This is a genomic window from Streptomyces endophyticus (assembly GCF_035798155.1).
Classification (GTDB): domain Bacteria; phylum Actinomycetota; class Actinomycetes; order Streptomycetales; family Streptomycetaceae; genus Streptomyces; species Streptomyces endophyticus.
Window position 1 is genome coordinate 34977 of record NZ_JAOZYC010000093.1, and the last position, 15041, is coordinate 50017.

Below are 15041 nucleotides of genomic sequence, written 5' to 3' on the forward strand. Positions count from 1 at the left end.
GCCCCGGCCTTCGGCAAAGCTAGCGAGTGTCCGCGTCACCGAGCGACGCCGTCACCCGGTGCGCCCGCCGCACACGCGGGTCGTCGAGCGCCGCCACCAGCCAGTCGAGGCCGGCCTGCCCCGCGCGCACGGGGTTGGTGAGCGTACCGACGCCGTCGATGGCGATCGCCACCGTGTCACCGTCGGCCAGGGTGACGTCGAGGCCCGGCACGATGCCCGTGCCCGTCGACAGCACCGCGCCGTCGGGGAACGGCTGGCAGTGCCACAGGTGGTCGACCAGGTCCTGGAGGGGGCGGTGGAAGGCGGCCGTGGTGGTCGTGCCCTCGAAGGTCACGTCCCCGTCCCGCCGGACGAGCATGCTGATCTTCAGCGCGCTCGCGTCCGCGACCTCCCACGCCGGGACGATGCCCGCGGACACCGCGGACGCCCCAGCGTAGATCTTGGCCTGCGGGAGGTAGAGGGGGTTCTCCCCTTCTATGGAGCGCGAGCTGACGTCGTCCACGACGACGTAACCGGCCGTCTGACCATGGCGGTTGAGGACGAGGCCGAGTTCCGGCTCGGGGACGTTCAGCTCCGAGTCGTCCCGTACGGCGATGGGTTCGCCGTCCGTGACCACGCGCCACGGCTGCGACTTGAAGAACAGCTCGGGGCGTTCGGCGTCGTAGACCCGCTCGTACACCGACTGCTCGGTGCTCTCCTCCACCCTGGCGTCACGGGAGCGTTCGTAGGTGACGCCCGCCGCCCACAGTTCCATCAGGCCGTCCATCGGGGGCAGGAGCAGCACCGGGCCCACCGCCTCCGTGGGTCCGTCCACCAGGGCCCGCAGTTCGTCCAGCGGCAGTCGCAGCAGATCCGCGATCCGCCGCTCTCCCGCGAAGGCCCGTACGGTGCCCGCCGCGTCGGCGACCCCGGTGCGTACGGTCCCGTTCTCGTCAGCGAAGCGCACGATGTGTGTCATCGGCCGTCCCTTCTTGAGTCGTTGTGCTGTTCTTCTGCCCCACCCAGTGGAAGGTGGCAGCCACCAGCGCGCCGGCGGCGGCGAGCACCGCGATGAGGTACAGGCCGCCGGACTGTGATCCGGTGCCCGATTCGACCGCGCCCATCACGTACGGGCCCACGAATCCGCCCAGGTTCCCGAAGCCCGAGATCAGCGGGATGGTTCCGGCGATCTGTACGCCGGCGAGGATCGTCGGCGGCACCGTCCAGAACACCGGCTGGGCGCCGAGGAATCCGAAGGCGGCCACGCACAGGGCGGCCACCGCGGGCACCGGCGGCAGCAGTACGCCGCCGAGCAGTCCGAGGACCGTGAGGAGCAGCGCGAGGCGCAGCGGGCCGCGGCGGTCGCCGGTGCGGTCCGACCACCAGGGCAGGATCAGCACCCCGGCGAGGGCGAAGACCCAGGGCAGGGCGGAGACGAAGCCGATGCCGACGTCGTCGAGGCCGTCGATGCGGCCGACCAGCGCGGGCAGCCAGAACGTCACCCCGTACACGCTGATCTGGATCGCGAAGTAGACGAACATCAGGCGCAGTACGCGGCTGTCGCGCAGGATGTCGCCCGCCCGTTGCGGGGCGTCGGCGTCCGCGGCCGGGCGGTCCGCTTCGATGCGGTCGATGAGCAGGCGGCGCTCGTCGTCGGTGAGCCAAGTGGCCTGCTCCGGGCGGTCGGTGAGCAGCCAGGGGATGGCCAGGGCCATCACCACGGTCGGCGCGCCCTCCAGCAGGAACATCCACTTCCAGCCGTCGAGCCCGGCCAGGCCGTGCAGCCCGATGAGATAGCCGCCGAGCGGGTTGCCGATGATGCTGGAGACGGCGACGGCCGATTGGAAGATGCCCGTCGCCCTGCCGCGGTCCGGGCCCGCGAACCAGTAGGTGATGTAGAGGATCACGCCGGGGAAGAAGCCGGCCTCTGCGGCGCCGAGCAGGAAGCGCAGGACGTAGAACGTGGTCGGGCTGCTGACCAGTGCCATGGCGCAGGACAGCAGGCCCCAGACGAACATCAGTCCGGCGAGCCAGCGGCGGGCGCCGATGCGGTGCAGGGCCAGGTTCGAGGGCACGCCGAGGACGGCGTAGCCGACGAAGAAGATGCCGGCGCCGAGGCCGAAGGCGGCCGCGTCGATGCCGACGTCCGTCTCCAGGTGGGTTTTGACCAGCGCCACGTTCGTGCGGTCGAGGAAGCTCAGCACGAACATCACGAACAGTGGTGGCAGCAGGCGCCGCGACACCTTGCGGCGCACGCCCTGCACGGTGGTCGCTGTACTCATCGGACCTCCTGCGGTCGCCAGACATCTGACCTGTGGACCGTAGTGATCGAGCAACCCCCTTGCAATACCCGAGATTTAAGAATTTGACCTTGTCGAAACGTCTGGCCACCGACACAGACATCTGACATGTTGGGGCCGGTTCCCGCGGCTGCCGGCCGTGGGCCTCCCGTGCTCGGACTGGAGTGATTGCCGATGACCGCCCGTATCGTCGATGTCGAGACGATCGACGTCCGCTTCCCGACCTCCGCGTCGCTCGACGGCTCCGACGCGATGAACGACGCGCCGGACTACTCGGCGGCCTACGTGGTGCTGCACGTGGACGGCGGGGACGAGCGCACGAACGCCCTTGAGGGGCACGGGTTCACGTTCACCATCGGGCGCGGCAACGACCTCGCCGTGCACGCCGCCCGGGCGATCGGCGAGCGGGCGGTCGGGATGTCCGTGGACGAGATCGTCGGCGACCTGGGCGGCTTCTCCCGCCATCTCCTCGCCGACAGCCAACTGCGCTGGCTCGGCCCGGACAAGGGCGCCATCCACCTGGGCACCGCCGCGGTCGTCAACGCAGCCTGGGACCTGGCCGGCAAGCTGGCGGGCAAGCCGGTGTGGAAGCTGCTGGCCGACATGTCACCGCGGCAGATCGTGGACCTGGTGGACTGGCGCTATCTCAAGGACGCGCTGACCCCGGACGCGGCGCTCGCGCTGCTCGAGTCGCGGGCCGCCGGCCGCGCCGAACGCGAGGCCCACGTACTGGAGATGGGCTACCCCGCGTACACCACCAGTGCGGGCTGGCTCGGCTACGACGACGCCAAGCTCGCCCGGCTGTGCCAGGAGGCCGTCGACGCGGGCTGGGACTCGGTGAAGCTCAAGGTCGGCGCCGACCTGGACGACGACGTCCGGCGCTGCCGGATCGCCCGCGACATCATCGGCCCGGACCGACGGCTGATGATCGACGCCAATCAGACCCTGGGCGTCGCCGAGGCGGTCGAATGGGCCAAGGCGCTCGCCCAGTTCGACATCTGGTGGTTCGAGGAGCCGACCAGTCCGGACGACATCCTCGGGCACGCCGCCATCGCCCGCGCCATCGCGCCCACGCACGTGGCCACCGGTGAACACGCCCACAACGCCGTGATGTTCAAGCAGTTCCTGCAGGCCGACGCGATCGGCATCTGCCAGATCGACGCCTGCCGGCTCGGCGGTGTCAATGAGGCGGTCGCGGCCCTACTGCTGGCCGCCGCGCACGACGTGCCGGTCTGCCCGCACGCGGGCGGCGTGGGCCTGTGCGAGCTGGTCCAGCACCTGTCGATCTTCGATTACGTGGCGGTCAGCGGCTCCATGGACGACCGCGTGGTGGAGTACGTGGACCATCTCCACGAGCACTTCCACGACCCGGTCCGCATCCGCGGCTCCCGCTACCTGGTGCCCGAGGCCCCCGGCTACAGCGCGCAGATCCGCCGCGAGACCCTGGCCGACTACCGCTTCCCCGACGGCCCGCGGTGGAGCGGTCCCCGGATGGCATCCTGAGCCCATGCCCCTCACACCCACCACACCGGCCGCGGACGGCTCCGGCGACGCGACGGGCAGCGTCGTCGACGTGGCGATCAACCGCCTCAAGAAGCGCATCGAGAGCGGCGAGTTCAGCCCCGGCCACCGGCTCCCTCCGGAGACCGTGCTCGCGCACGAGCTGGAGCTGTCCCGCCCGTCCCTGCGCGAGGCGGTCCGCGCCCTCGCCATGGCCGGGGTGCTCGAAGTGCGCCGCGGCGACGGGACGTTCGTCACCGATCTGCGCCCGGACCGGCTGGTGCGGGCGGCGGTCGGCTTCCTCGACCTCGCGGGCGACACCGGGCTCGACGAGATGCTGGAGTGCCGCAAGGTCATGGAACCGGGCGCCACGGCGCTCGCGGCGACCCGGATCGACGCCGCCACCCTGGACCGGCTCCAGGAGCGCATCGAGCGGATGCGCACCCTCCAGGACGCCGAGGAACTGGTCCGCGAGGACCTGGCCTTCCACACCGACATCGTCGCGGCGACGGGCAACCGCACCCTGGTGTCGCTGCTGGAGACGGTCGCCCAGCGCACGGCCAGGGCCCGTATCTGGCGGGCCCTGGTCAAGTGCGACGTCGTCACATGGACACACGAGCAGCACCTGGACATCTACCGGGCGCTGCGGGCCCACGACTCCCTGAGCGCCTTCGCCGCGGCCCACCGGCATGTCACCGATGTCGACACATGGGTCCGCGAACGACTGGACGCGATCCGCGAGCCCGCCTGACCGGGAGGACACCAGCGCCGGCTCACGGGTTTCCGGGGTGCGGGCGGCGATGGCCGCCCGTGTCGGCGCGACGGAGCAGCGGTGTCAGGCGGTGGGGCACCAGTTCACGCATGGCCAGGGCCGTGCTCGTCCGCTCGATGCCCGGGATGTCGAGGATCCTGCCCGCCACTCGGTACAGGTCCTCGGCGTCGGCCGCCACCACCCGCACCAGCAGGTCGGTGTCGCCGCTGAGGCCGAAGACCTCCACCACCTCGGCGATCCCGGCCAACGCCCCGGAGACCTCGGCCAGTCGATGCTGGTCGACCCGGGCGGTGACGAAGGCGGTCAGCGGGTATCCCAGCGCTCCGGGCGTGATCCTGCGCTCGAAGGCGCCGAGCGCGCTGCTGCGCTCCATTTTCGCCAGTCGTGCCTGGACGGTGTTGCGCGAAAGACCCAGTCGTTCGGCCAACGCGACGACCGTCGCACGGGGTTCGGCCGAGAGGGCGAGCAGGATCTGCGCGTCGGTGCCGTCGAGCGTCTGCTGGGTGTTCATCGTGCTCAAGTCATTCCCCTTAGCGACACGCGAAGTTGAGCACAATGCTCAATCCGGGACCGACATCTTGTGCAGGCGACGGGCCGGATATCTACTGCGGGATCACAAAGCCAAACCCAGCGTGCTGGGTGCACGAGTGAGGTGGTTCGTTGTGGTGTCTCCAAGCACGCCGGCCGACGCGGAAGAGGCGGGGCGCGCCCGCGAGGACGTACTGACGGCGCTGGAGGCCATCGAGCGGCGGGTGCTGTGGCTGTCCACCGCGATCATCGACCATGCGAACCGGGTGCGCCCCAACCGGTCGGGGCTGAAGGTCGGCGGGCATCAGGCGTCCAGCGCCTCGATGGCCTCGATCATGACGGCGCTGTGGTTCGGGCAACTGAGCGCCGAGGACCGGGTGTCGGTCAAACCCCACGCCTCTCCCGCACTCCACGCGATCAACTATCTGCTGGGGGAACTGGACGACGACCAGCTCACCACCCTGCGCGCCTTCGGTGGCCTGCAGAGCTATCCCAGCCGCACGAAGGACCCCGACCCGGTGGACTACTCCACCGGATCCGTCGGCATCGGCGCGACGGCACCGCTGTGGGGTGCCATCGCCCGCCGCTACGTGGACGGCCACTTCGGCGGCGCGGGCACCGGCTGGCAGTACTCGCTCCTCGGCGACGCCGAGCTGGACGAGGGCGCCGTCTGGGAAGCGCTGCGGGACCCGATGGTGCAGAACCTGGGCGAGGCCGTGTGGATCGTCGACCTCAACCGCCAGTCCCTTGACCGGGTGATCCCGGGCATCGCCGCGGACGCGCTGGAGGGCATGTTCGCGGCAGCGGGCTGGCAGGTGCTGACCCTCAAGTACGGAAGCCTGCTGCGGGAGTTGTTCGCCCGCCCCGGCGGCGAGCCGCTGCGCACCCGCATCGACGCGATGGGCAACCCCGAGTACCAGCGCCTGCTGCGCTGCACCGCCTCCGAGCTGCGGGAGCGGCTGCCCGGTGCCGGGTCCACCGCGGGACCGATCGCCGAGCTGATCGCCTCGCTGGACGACGCGTCGCTCCTGGCCGCGCTGCGCAACCTGGGCGGGCATGACCTCGGCGCGCTGCTCGACGCGTTCGAGGCCATCGACGACACCCGCCCGACGGTCGTCCTCGCCTACACCGTCAAGGGCCACGGACTGCCCACCGAGGGGCACCCGCAGAACCACTCCTCCCTTCTGACGGCCGATCAGATGGCCGCGCTCGCGCAGCGCCTGGGCACGGATCTGGAGCACCCCTGGTCCCGCTTCGACGAGGGCTCGCAGGAATCCGCGCTGTGTGCGGCGACCGCGGACCGGCTGCGGCGCCCCGCCCGCGCACTCCAGGCACCACCCGAGGTCCCGTCCGACCTCGGGCGCCCGGCCCCCACCGGGACCGGCACCACCCAACAGGCCCTGGGCCGGACGCTGTTGGACCTGACCCGCCGGGCGCCCGGGGCCGCGGAACGGATCGTGACGGTCAGCCCGGACGTGAGCTCCACGACCAATCTGGGCGGCTGGCTGAACAAGGCCGGCGTCTGGTCCCCGACGGAGCACGCCGACTGGTTCGCCGACGACGCCGAGACCATCCTGCACTGGCGCGAGCGGCCCACCGGCCGCCATCTGGAACTGGGCATCGCCGAGACCAACCTCGTCGGCCTGCTCGGCGAACTCGGCACCACCTGGGAGCGCTGGGGCCAGCCGCTGCTGCCCATCGGCGTGATCTACGACCCCTTCGTCAACCGGGCCCTGGAGCCCTGGTCCTTCGGGATCTACGCGGGAGGGCAGTCCGTCCTGGTGGGCACCCCGTCGGGCGTCACGCTCGCCCCGGAAGGCGGTGCGCACCAGTCGATCACCACGCCCTCGCTCGCCATCGAGCAGCCCGGCTGCCTGGGCTACGAGCCCGCCTTCGCCATCGACACCGAGTGGTGCCTGCTGGCCGCGCTCGGCAACCTCGGTAAGCCGGAGGGGAGTTCGGCGTACGTGCGGCTCTCCACCCGGCCGGTGGACCAGTCCCTCGCCGCCGTGCCGGACGATTCGGTGGCGCGCGAGCGCCGGCGCCGTCAGGTGACCGCCGGCGCGTACCGCCTGCGACAGCACGCCGCCCCCGTCGTCACGCTGGCGGCGATGGGCGCCGCGGTCCCGGACGCGCTTGCCGCCGCCGACCGGCTCGCGGCCCTCGGCCACGGCGCCGACGTCGTCTGCGTCACCAGCCCCGACCTGCTCTTCCGCGCCTGCCAGGCGCGCCGCGGCCAGGGCCGGGAAAGGGACCAGCAGTGGGTCCTGGACCAGGTCTTCCCCGCTGAGCGCGCCACCCCCATGGTCACCGTCCTGGACGGCCACCCGCACACCCTGGCCTTCCTCGGCACGATCCGGAACACCCCCGTCACCACCCTCGGCGTGACCCGCTTCGGCCAGTCCGGATCGCTGGAGGACGTCCACAGCCACCACGGCATCGACGCCGACAGCATCGTCGCCGCGGCCCTGGACCTCGTCGATTGACGCGGCGGGACCGCCCGCCGGGCGCTCACTGCCGCGAGACGATGAGAAGCAGTCGTACCTCGGAGTCGTCCAGCACCCGCCACCGGTGCGGGAGCGACCCGGGGTAGCTGACGACCTCCGTGGGCCCGAGCTCTTCCCTGCGTCCGCCCTCGAAATCGAGCTCGATGCGCCCGGTCACGACGTAGATCAGCTCGTGACCGGGGTGCTGGAAGTACTCCTCGAACTCGGCGGGGCCGCCTGTGTACTCGATCGGCTGGACCGGCCAGTCGTGCCGGGTCAGCGAGCGCACGACGGCCCCGTTGGGCGCGTCGGTCCGGGGCACCCGGATCGCGTCGGCCTCGCGGAGCACATCGACTTCCTGCTCGGCCGGGTGGGCGAGGAGGGCCGAGATGGTGGTGTCCAGGGTCCGTGCGATCCGGTTCAGCGTGGTGATGCTGGCCGTGGTGAGCCCGCGTTCGAGCTGGCTGAGGAAGGCGTGCGACAGGTCGGAGCCCTCGCCGAGCTGTTGCAGCGTCAGCTTCCGTGCCCGACGCAGGGCTCTGATCCGCACGCCCACCTGCCGCATGAGGTGGTCGTCCTCGGGGCGGGGGCCGTCGGCGACCGGTTTGCGTGCCACGGGAGAAGAGTACCTACCGCCGTCAGCCGAGCATCGGCACGACGTCTTCGGCGAAGCGCCGCATCTGGTCGGCGGCCATGTCGTAGGTGTGCCCGGGGAAGTGCGGGAACAGCACCAGGTGTTCGAGCCCCAGGGCGTCCCGGTGGTGGGCGACGACCTCGGCGACCTCCTCGGCGGTCCCCACGGCCCAGGTCTTCTGCGCGGTCGACTCCTCGAGCGTGGGGACGAGGCCGGGAGGCGCCGGTTTGCCGTCGGGGCCCATGTAGCCACGGCTCCAGCCGAACGGCGCGAGCAGGTTCCAGAACTCGTCGTGGCCGCGCCGGCCCGTCGTCCAGGCCTGCTCGTGGGTGTCCCCGATGTGGAAGGGGAGCACCAGGATGCGCTTCTCGCCGGGGCGCAGTTCGACGCCGTGGTGCTCGGCGTAGAGCTCGGCGTAGCGCTTCCACTGCGACTCGATGAACGAGTGGTGCTGGTTCCACCACACGCAGCCGTGCCCGACCTCCGCCGCGTAGCTCAGTGTCGGTGGGCTGGTGACGGCCTGCCAGATGTCGACCGGGTGCAGCGGTCCCGGCAGCAGTGACAGCGTCTCGACCGGGCCGTCCGGGCCTGTGGTGCCCGGCGGCGGGAACTCGAAGAACTTCCCCTTGTAGGAGAAGGTCTCGTTCGCAAGCGCGGTGCGGATGATCTCCATGTACTCGGCGAACACCTCGCGGTTCTGCTCGTCGGCCGCAGCTCGGGCATCGCCCTCGGCCAGGTGGATGTCGGCCTGGTGCAGGGCGAGGCTGCGCAGTTCGCGCGGTACCGTTCCGCGGCCGACCCCGAGCACGGCGCGCCCGCCGGAGAGGTTCAGCAGCGTGCTGAAGTCCTCGGCCAGGCGCAGCGGATGCCACTGGGGAACGATGTTGAACATCGCGCCCACCTGGATGCGTTGGGTGCGGGCGACCAGATTCGCCTCCAGCATCAGGGAGTTGGGGACGACCTCGTATCCCTCGTGCTGGAAGTGGTGTTCGGCGAGCCAGTAGCTGTCGTAGCCGAGTTCCTCGGCCAGGACGCCGAGTTCGAGCAGGCGCTCGGTCGCGTGCCACACCTCCTCCCTGGAGGCCCGGCGCTGGCCTGCCGGGAGCCACTGCCCGTTCTGGACATCGGCCATCTCGATCGATCCGAAGTAGAAGACGCCGTATCGCACGCCGTACCTCCCAGTAGCGGGGTCGTCGAGCGGGGCCCGCCTCGACGGTCCTTGTAAGTGATACTTACATTTTCGTCCGCGTCAAGGCCTTCGCATGAGCCTTGAGGCCTTGACAGCAGCGCCTTTGGGTCTGACTCTCGTTCCCAGATGTTCGTGACATCAACAGTCGCCTGGATGTGAGCAGTTGGCCGGAATCGGCGCGACACAGCCGCTCGGCGACACACACCGCTCCAGCCTTGGAGGGCCTCATGGGTGGTAGTTCCGGAGCTCCGCGGCACCAGAGTTTCCCCGTCGAGAGCAACGGGATCGAGCATGTCGCCGAGGACGAACGGCGGGGCAAGGTCTCCTCGTCGTTCACGCTCTGGTTCTCGGGAAATCTCCAGTACTCGGCCATCGTCGTCGGCGCACTGCCCACGGCGTTCCTCGGACTGAGCTTCGGCCAGGCCGCCCTCGCGCTCACGGTCGGCACCCTCGTCGGGAGCCTGCTGCTCGGACTCACCTCGGCGATGGGACCGCGGGCCGGAACGGCACAAATGGTCCAGTCCCGCGGCCCGTTCGGGTACGTCGGCAACTTCCTGCCGACCCTGCTCCTGTTCATGACGGGCTTCGGCTTCTTCGCCGTGAACACCGCGCTCGGCGCCTACATCGTGCGCTACCTGTTCGGCATCCCGTTCCTCGGCGCCGTCGTGCTCGTCGCCGGCTTCCAGATGGTCATCGTGGTCATCGGCCACGACCTCGTCCACAAGGTCGAGCGGGCACTCGTCCCGATCATGGGCGCGCTGTTCGTCGTGGTGACGGTGTACGGGCTGATGGCCGGCGACCTGACCGCCCCCGGCAAGGGCACCGAGCACGGCGTCGTCGGCGCCATGCTCACGGCGGTCGCGCTCAGCTCGTCGCGGACCTTCGGCTTCGCGATCTGCGCCTCCGACTACACCCGCTATCTGCCCACCGACACCAGCCGCAGGAAGGTCACAGGGGCCACCTTCCTCGGGGCCGTCGTGGCGGGGCTCTGGATGCACCTGCTCGGCGCGGCCATCGGTTCGGTGATCTTCCCGCAGAGCCCGACCGACCTCGTCACCGCCATCGCGCCCCCGGTCGTCGCGGTCATCGCGCTGATCCCGCTGCTGGCCTCGACCGTCGCCGCCGGTGTCATCGACATCTACTCCGGCTCGCTCGCCCTGCTCATCGCCGACCTCCCGATGCGACGCTGGGTGTCCGCCCTGGCCACCGGAGTCGCCGGGGGCTCGCTTGCCTGGTGGGCGGGACAGGGCGACGCGGCGTTCGCCCACTTCCAGAACTTCCTGTTCGTCATGGGCTACTGGGTGGGCCCCTGGCTCGGCGTGACACTCACCGACCACCTGATGTCCCTGCGCCGCGACGGGGTGCGCGCGGCCTGGTTCTACGACCGGAGCTGGCGGATCGGCCCGGGACTTCCCGCCTTCGCCCTCGGCGTCCTGGTGTCGGTCCCGTTCATGAACCAGACCCTGTACGTCGGCCCCGTCGCCGCGCGGTACCCGTACCTCGGTGACATCACCTACTGGATCGGCGGGGCCGTCGCCTCGCTGGCCTACGTGGCGATCCGGCGCGCCCGCCCGTCCTGGTCGGCGCGGGCCCACGCGGCAGACACCGCCCTGGACCGGAGCCCGGTGTGACGGCCAAGCGCGGGCTCGGCCCGCTGTACTACGGGGCGGCCCAGCAGCCCTGGAGCCGTGGCGCCGCGGTCGGTCGCTGGGTCATCACCAGTGGAGTCGACGGCGTCGTCGACGAGTCCGGGGCCGCGTTGTCCGGCGTCGAGGCCCAGACGCTCATGGTTCTCGAACGCATCCGCACGATCCTCGCCGACGCGGGATGCGCCGTCGACGACATCGTGGCGCTCGACCAGTACCTGGCCGATCCCGCCGAGCGGGCCGCGTACATGCGGGTGAGGGACCACTGGCTCGCCGAGCACGGCCCCGGCCTGTACGCCCGGCGCGACTACGCGTCCCTGCTGATCTATCCGCGCCTGGCCACCCCGGCGATGCGCGTGGAGATCCGGGCCATCGCCCACCTCCCCGATCCGACCCCGCAGGAGGGTTCATGACGTCCCCGTCGCACCGTTTCGCCGAACTGAGCATGGCCCAGGTCAAGGAGCGGTGCTCCGCCGACTCCGTCGCGGTCCTGCCGGTCGGCGCGATCGAGCAGCACGGCCCGCACCTCCCGCTGATCACCGACGCGCTCGTCGCGGAGGCCGCGGGCGCGGCGCTCGTGGAGCACCACGGTGAGGCGCTCGATCTGTGGCTCCTGCCGACGCTGTCCTACGGCCGGTCCGTGGAACACGAGTGGTCGCCGGGGACGCTGTCCCTGTCCACCGGCACGTTCGCCGCCGTCCTCGCCGACCTCGGCCGCAGCGTCACCACGGCCGGGATCCGCCGGCTGGTGCTGGTCAACGGGCACGGCGGCAACACCTCCGAGATCCAGACCATGCTGCGCGACCTCCGCCGCGCCCACGGCCTGCTGACCTTCGCCGTGAACGCCTTCCCGCCGCCGGAGGAGGATCCGTTCGCCGGTATCGAGCAGGGGCAGGGAATCCACGGCGGGGCGGGCGAGACCTCGCTCATGCTGCATCTGCGCCCGGATCTCGTCGACATGGACGCCGCCGCACCACGCCTGCCCCGCGGCCTGAACAAGAACACGCACGTCCGCTTCGGCGGCAGCGTGAGCTTCGGCTGGCTGTCGGACGACTTCGGTCCCGACGGCTACCTGGGCGATCCGACGCAGGCGACCGCGGACGCCGGCCGGCGGGCCTTCGCCGCGATGACCGCGCAGCTCGGTGAGCAGCTGGCCGAGATCGCGCGATTCGACTTCACCCACCACGCGACCGGTCCCACGTTCTGACCCATGCCTCGCGCGCCGGGACCTCCGCACGGACCAGGAGAGACACCTATGCAAACGAAGCAGCTGCCGTCGTTCCGCGATGTCCTCGGCCACTTCGCGTCCGGCGTGACCGTGGTGACCGGCCTCGACGAGCACGGCCCCGTGGGCTTCACCTGCCAGTCGTTCTCGTCACTGTCGCTGGATCCACCGCAGGTCATCGTCCTGCCCGGACGCTCGTCGACGAGCTGGCCGCGCATCGCGGCCGGCGGCCGGTTCTGCGTCAACATCCTCGCCGACCATCAACGGGCCCTCAGCACCACGTTCGCGACATCGGGCATCGACAAGTTCGCCGACGTCGCCTGGACCCGGTCCCCGTCGGGACTGCCCCGACTGGACGGAACCTGCGCGTGGCTCGACTGCACGGTCGCGGCGGTGCACCCCGGCGGGGACCACCTCATCGTCATCGGCGCGGTCGACGACCTCGGCGCCGCGCTGCACGCCCGCCCCCTGCTGTTCCACCGCGGCCATTACGCGGGCATGACCGGGCTGGGGTCCCGGTCCGTGCACTGACCCGCGAGCGCGCGCCGACCCGAGAGTGCGGCGGTCAGGCTCCGGCGCCCGACACCACCGGCGAGTCCGTTCGGTCGCCCACCGAGCCCTGCGTCGCCTTCTTCGGGATCGGCTGGTCGTGGCGCACGGCCTTCCACACCTTGTGCGAGGCCTTGTCGAGGGGCAGGACGCGGCCCGCGTCCTGCGCGTCGTAGGTGACCGGCAGCGTGACCATGGTGGTGCGGTCGGGGCTGATGCCCTTCAACTCCTTGGCCAGGCCGAGGAGTTTGTCGGCGGACGCCAGCTCGGAGTCGGCGCTGATGCTCTTGGTCGCCGTGTCCGCAAGGGCGTAGGACTTGCTCGGGCTGCCGAGCGGGTCGACGGTGTCGGCCCGGTGGATCAGGGCCTTGATGAACGCCTGCTGGAGCTGGATGCGGCCCAGGTCACTGCCGTCGCCCACGCCGTGCCGGGTGCGTACGAGGGCGAGCGCGTCCTTGCCCTTCAGGCGGTGCTTCCCGGAGTCCAGGGAGAGGCCGCTGTTGCTGTCGTGGATGGCGTTGCGGGTGGTGATGTCCACGCCGCCGAGCTCGTCGATCATCTTCTGGAAGCCCTTGAAGTCGACTTCGAGGTAGTGGTCCATGCGGACGCCCGACATCTTCTCGACGGTCTTCACGGTGCAAGCGGGCCCGCCCAGCGCGTACGAGGAGTTGAACACGGCGTTGTGGGCTGCCTCGACGTCGCCGTGCGAGGTCTTGCAAGTGGGGCGGTCCACCTCGGTGTCGCGCGGGATGCTGACGACCGAGGCCTTCTTGTGGTCCTTGTCGACGTGCAGGACCATCGCCGTGTCCGCGCGGGCGCCCATGACACCGCTGCCATACTCGCCGTGGGTCCCCGCCCGGGAGTCGGAGCCGAGCAGGAGGATGTTCATCGCGCCGTCGTGCTGGTCGTCCGGACGGTCGGAGCCGAGGGCGGCGTCCACGTCCGTGCCCTTGATGTTGCCGTTGAGGTGCTGCCAGGCGTAGGCCACACCGCCGCCACCGACCAGGGTCAGACCCAGGGCGCCACCCGCGATCCAGCGCAGGGCGCGCTTGCGCCTGCGGTGCCGGGAGCGGCGCAACCGGGCGGGGCCGTAGGCGGGCACCACGGGTGCCGCGGGCTCATCGGCCGGGTGCGCCTGGTGCTCGTTCCCGCTCTCGTGCGGCATGGGGGTCTTCCTCACTGCTCAGTACTGCGTGCTCGGTGCTCGGCCCTCGCTGAGGGGTGGCTCAGTAGGCCGAGTCGACGTTGTCGATGGAGCCGTAGCGGTCGGCGGCGTAGTTGGCGGCCGCGGTGATGTTGGCGACCGGGTCCGTCAGGTCGTTCGCCGTGCCCGAGACGTGGTACGTGTCGAAGGTGGGCTGGATCACCTGGAGCAGGCCCTTGGACGGGACGCCGTTCTGGGCGTTGACGTCCCAACCGTTCTCGGCGTTCGGGTTGCCGGAGGACTCGCGCATGATGTTGCGGTGCAGGCCCTCGTACGTGCCGGGGATGCCCTTGGACTTCATGATGTCGAGGGACTCACGGATCCAGCCGTCGAGGTTGTCGGAGTAGGTCTTGGCGGACGCCGCGGCCTTTGTCGACGTGGCGGCCTTCGTGGACGTGGCGGCCGTGGTGCTCTTGGCGGCCGTGCCGGTGTGCTCGGCGGCCTGCGCCGGCGAGGAGGGCACCAGGGTGAGGGCCACCGCCGCGGCGCCCGCCGTCGCGATACCGGCGACGGAGATCCTGCGCATGCGGTCGGTGCGGTCGGCGGTGCGCGCCGGCATCGGGGCAAAGGGCATCAGCATGAGGGGGCGCCTCTCGAACGGGGTGGTGCACGAAGTGCGTCGTGCGGCGCGAGCCGGTGCCGGTGTCTTCCGGCCGCTCCCGGCTGATCGGGACTTAGTCAGGGTTAGCGGCGCACCGTGGGTGGACGCAAAGGTGTGACGTACTACCCGGGTACGAAGAACCGGCAGATCGGGCACTTCGGACAGGGGCCGGGCGGCGGCCTTCGCCGCGGGCCGGGATTACTACCGCCCTTAGCATGTGCCGTGGCTCATATGGGTGGGCTCACAGCCGGAGCGGTCCGCGGGGCCCGTCCGCCGCCGTCCTCGGTGGCACCGGGGAGCCCTCCGGCGTTCACGCCACTTCCACCCCGGCGTGTACAACCAGTCACCCCTCTCAGAGGTCTGCTGTGATGACGCTGCGCCGCATTCCGCAGGAAGGCTCCGCGCATCGGCACCACGGCGACAGGACA

At 70.8% G+C, this 15041-nt stretch carries 14 protein-coding genes; 7 read left to right on the forward strand and 7 right to left on the reverse strand.

What is annotated here, in order from left to right:
- Nucleotides 1-19: 19 nt before the first annotated feature.
- Both OKJ99_RS11735 and OKJ99_RS11740 read right to left on the reverse strand, forming a co-directional pair.
- The gene (locus tag OKJ99_RS11735; protein WP_326015928.1) at nucleotides 20-958 is read right to left on the reverse strand and encodes a fumarylacetoacetate hydrolase family protein; all 939 of its coding nucleotides are present in this window, start codon (nucleotides 956-958) and stop codon (nucleotides 20-22) included.
- Nucleotides 933-2261 (reverse strand): MFS transporter, encoded by a 1329-nt coding sequence (locus OKJ99_RS11740; RefSeq protein WP_326015929.1) that lies wholly within the window; start codon nucleotides 2259-2261, stop codon nucleotides 933-935. The genes OKJ99_RS11735 and OKJ99_RS11740 overlap by 26 nt, the downstream gene beginning before the upstream one ends.
- A 192-nt stretch (nucleotides 2262-2453) precedes the next feature.
- Here OKJ99_RS11740 and OKJ99_RS11745 point away from each other — a divergent pair, with 192 nt between their 5' ends.
- Both OKJ99_RS11745 and OKJ99_RS11750 read left to right on the forward strand, forming a co-directional pair.
- Nucleotides 2454-3782, forward strand: a complete 1329-nt coding sequence (locus OKJ99_RS11745; RefSeq protein WP_326015930.1) for an enolase C-terminal domain-like protein — start codon at nucleotides 2454-2456, stop codon at nucleotides 3780-3782.
- A 4-nt stretch (nucleotides 3783-3786) separates the two neighbouring features.
- Nucleotides 3787-4530 (forward strand): FadR/GntR family transcriptional regulator, encoded by a 744-nt coding sequence (locus OKJ99_RS11750; RefSeq protein ID WP_326015932.1) that lies wholly within the window; start codon nucleotides 3787-3789, stop codon nucleotides 4528-4530.
- A gap of 22 nt (nucleotides 4531-4552) precedes the next feature.
- Here OKJ99_RS11750 and OKJ99_RS11755 read toward each other — a convergent pair whose 3' ends face one another.
- Nucleotides 4553-5062 carry an Lrp/AsnC family transcriptional regulator gene (locus OKJ99_RS11755; protein WP_326016235.1) on the reverse strand — a complete coding sequence of 170 codons (510 nt, stop codon included), beginning with the start codon at nucleotides 5060-5062 and terminating at the stop codon, nucleotides 4553-4555.
- Between the two features lie 154 nt (nucleotides 5063-5216).
- Between OKJ99_RS11755 and OKJ99_RS11760 the strand changes: the two genes are divergently transcribed.
- Nucleotides 5217-7565 (forward strand): transketolase-like TK C-terminal-containing protein, encoded by a 2349-nt coding sequence (locus OKJ99_RS11760; RefSeq protein ID WP_326015933.1) that lies wholly within the window; start codon nucleotides 5217-5219, stop codon nucleotides 7563-7565.
- Nucleotides 7566-7590: 25 nt separating this feature from the next.
- Here the strand turns inward: OKJ99_RS11760 and OKJ99_RS11765 are convergent, their stop codons facing one another.
- Together OKJ99_RS11765 and OKJ99_RS11770 are read right to left on the reverse strand one after the other, a co-directional pair.
- Entirely contained in the window at nucleotides 7591-8181 is a 591-nt protein-coding gene (locus OKJ99_RS11765; protein WP_326015934.1) for a helix-turn-helix domain-containing protein, read from the reverse strand.
- 22 nt (nucleotides 8182-8203) lie between these two features.
- Nucleotides 8204-9367, reverse strand: coding sequence for an LLM class flavin-dependent oxidoreductase (locus OKJ99_RS11770; RefSeq protein WP_326015936.1), 1164 nt, complete (start codon nucleotides 9365-9367; stop codon nucleotides 8204-8206).
- A gap of 248 nt (nucleotides 9368-9615) precedes the next feature.
- On the opposite strand from OKJ99_RS11770, the gene OKJ99_RS11775 reads away from it, so the two are divergent.
- The 4 genes from OKJ99_RS11775 to OKJ99_RS11790 are packed head-to-tail and all read left to right on the forward strand — an operon-like array spanning nucleotide 9616 to nucleotide 12790.
- On the forward strand, nucleotides 9616-11019 hold the full coding sequence (locus tag OKJ99_RS11775; protein WP_326015937.1) for a purine-cytosine permease family protein: 1404 nt from the start codon (nucleotides 9616-9618) through the stop codon (nucleotides 11017-11019).
- Nucleotides 11016-11447, forward strand: coding sequence for a RidA family protein (locus OKJ99_RS11780; RefSeq protein WP_326015939.1), 432 nt, complete (start codon nucleotides 11016-11018; stop codon nucleotides 11445-11447). The genes OKJ99_RS11775 and OKJ99_RS11780 overlap by 4 nt, the downstream gene beginning before the upstream one ends.
- Entirely contained in the window at nucleotides 11444-12241 is a 798-nt protein-coding gene (locus OKJ99_RS11785; protein ID WP_326015940.1) for a creatininase family protein, read from the forward strand. Before OKJ99_RS11780 ends, OKJ99_RS11785 begins: the two co-directional genes overlap by 4 nt.
- A 48-nt stretch (nucleotides 12242-12289) precedes the next feature.
- Nucleotides 12290-12790: a flavin reductase family protein gene (locus OKJ99_RS11790; RefSeq protein WP_326015941.1), complete on the forward strand. Its 501-nt coding sequence runs from the start codon at nucleotides 12290-12292 to the stop codon at nucleotides 12788-12790.
- Between the two features lie 34 nt (nucleotides 12791-12824).
- Here OKJ99_RS11790 and OKJ99_RS11795 read toward each other — a convergent pair whose 3' ends face one another.
- A complete protein-coding gene (locus OKJ99_RS11795; RefSeq protein ID WP_326015942.1) occupies nucleotides 12825-13973 on the reverse strand; it encodes an LCP family protein in 1149 nt (382 codons plus the stop codon).
- A 61-nt stretch (nucleotides 13974-14034) separates the two neighbouring features.
- Entirely contained in the window at nucleotides 14035-14586 is a 552-nt protein-coding gene (locus OKJ99_RS11800) for a transglycosylase SLT domain-containing protein (RefSeq protein ID WP_326016236.1), read from the reverse strand.
- Nucleotides 14587-15041: the final 455 nt, after the last annotated feature.

Bases quoted from the DNA above. Each gene is read 5' to 3' on its own strand.
- OKJ99_RS11795 (WP_326015942.1), bottom strand. From the start codon at position 13,973: ATGCCGCACGAGAGCGGGAACGAGCACCAGGCGCACCCGGCCGATGAG.
- OKJ99_RS11745 (WP_326015930.1), top strand. From the start codon at position 2,454: ATGACCGCCCGTATCGTCGATGTCGAGACGATCGACGTCCGCTTCCCG.
- OKJ99_RS11785 (WP_326015940.1), top strand. From the start codon at position 11,444: ATGACGTCCCCGTCGCACCGTTTCGCCGAACTGAGCATGGCCCAGGTC.
- OKJ99_RS11790 (WP_326015941.1), top strand. From the start codon at position 12,290: ATGCAAACGAAGCAGCTGCCGTCGTTCCGCGATGTCCTCGGCCACTTC.
- OKJ99_RS11800 (WP_326016236.1), bottom strand. From the start codon at position 14,586: ATGCCCTTTGCCCCGATGCCGGCGCGCACCGCCGACCGCACCGACCGC.
- OKJ99_RS11750 (WP_326015932.1), top strand. From the start codon at position 3,787: ATGCCCCTCACACCCACCACACCGGCCGCGGACGGCTCCGGCGACGCG.
- OKJ99_RS11740 (WP_326015929.1), bottom strand. From the start codon at position 2,261: ATGAGTACAGCGACCACCGTGCAGGGCGTGCGCCGCAAGGTGTCGCGG.
- OKJ99_RS11755 (WP_326016235.1), bottom strand. From the start codon at position 5,062: ATGAACACCCAGCAGACGCTCGACGGCACCGACGCGCAGATCCTGCTC.
- OKJ99_RS11735 (WP_326015928.1), bottom strand. From the start codon at position 958: ATGACACACATCGTGCGCTTCGCTGACGAGAACGGGACCGTACGCACC.
- OKJ99_RS11775 (WP_326015937.1), top strand. From the start codon at position 9,616: ATGGGTGGTAGTTCCGGAGCTCCGCGGCACCAGAGTTTCCCCGTCGAG.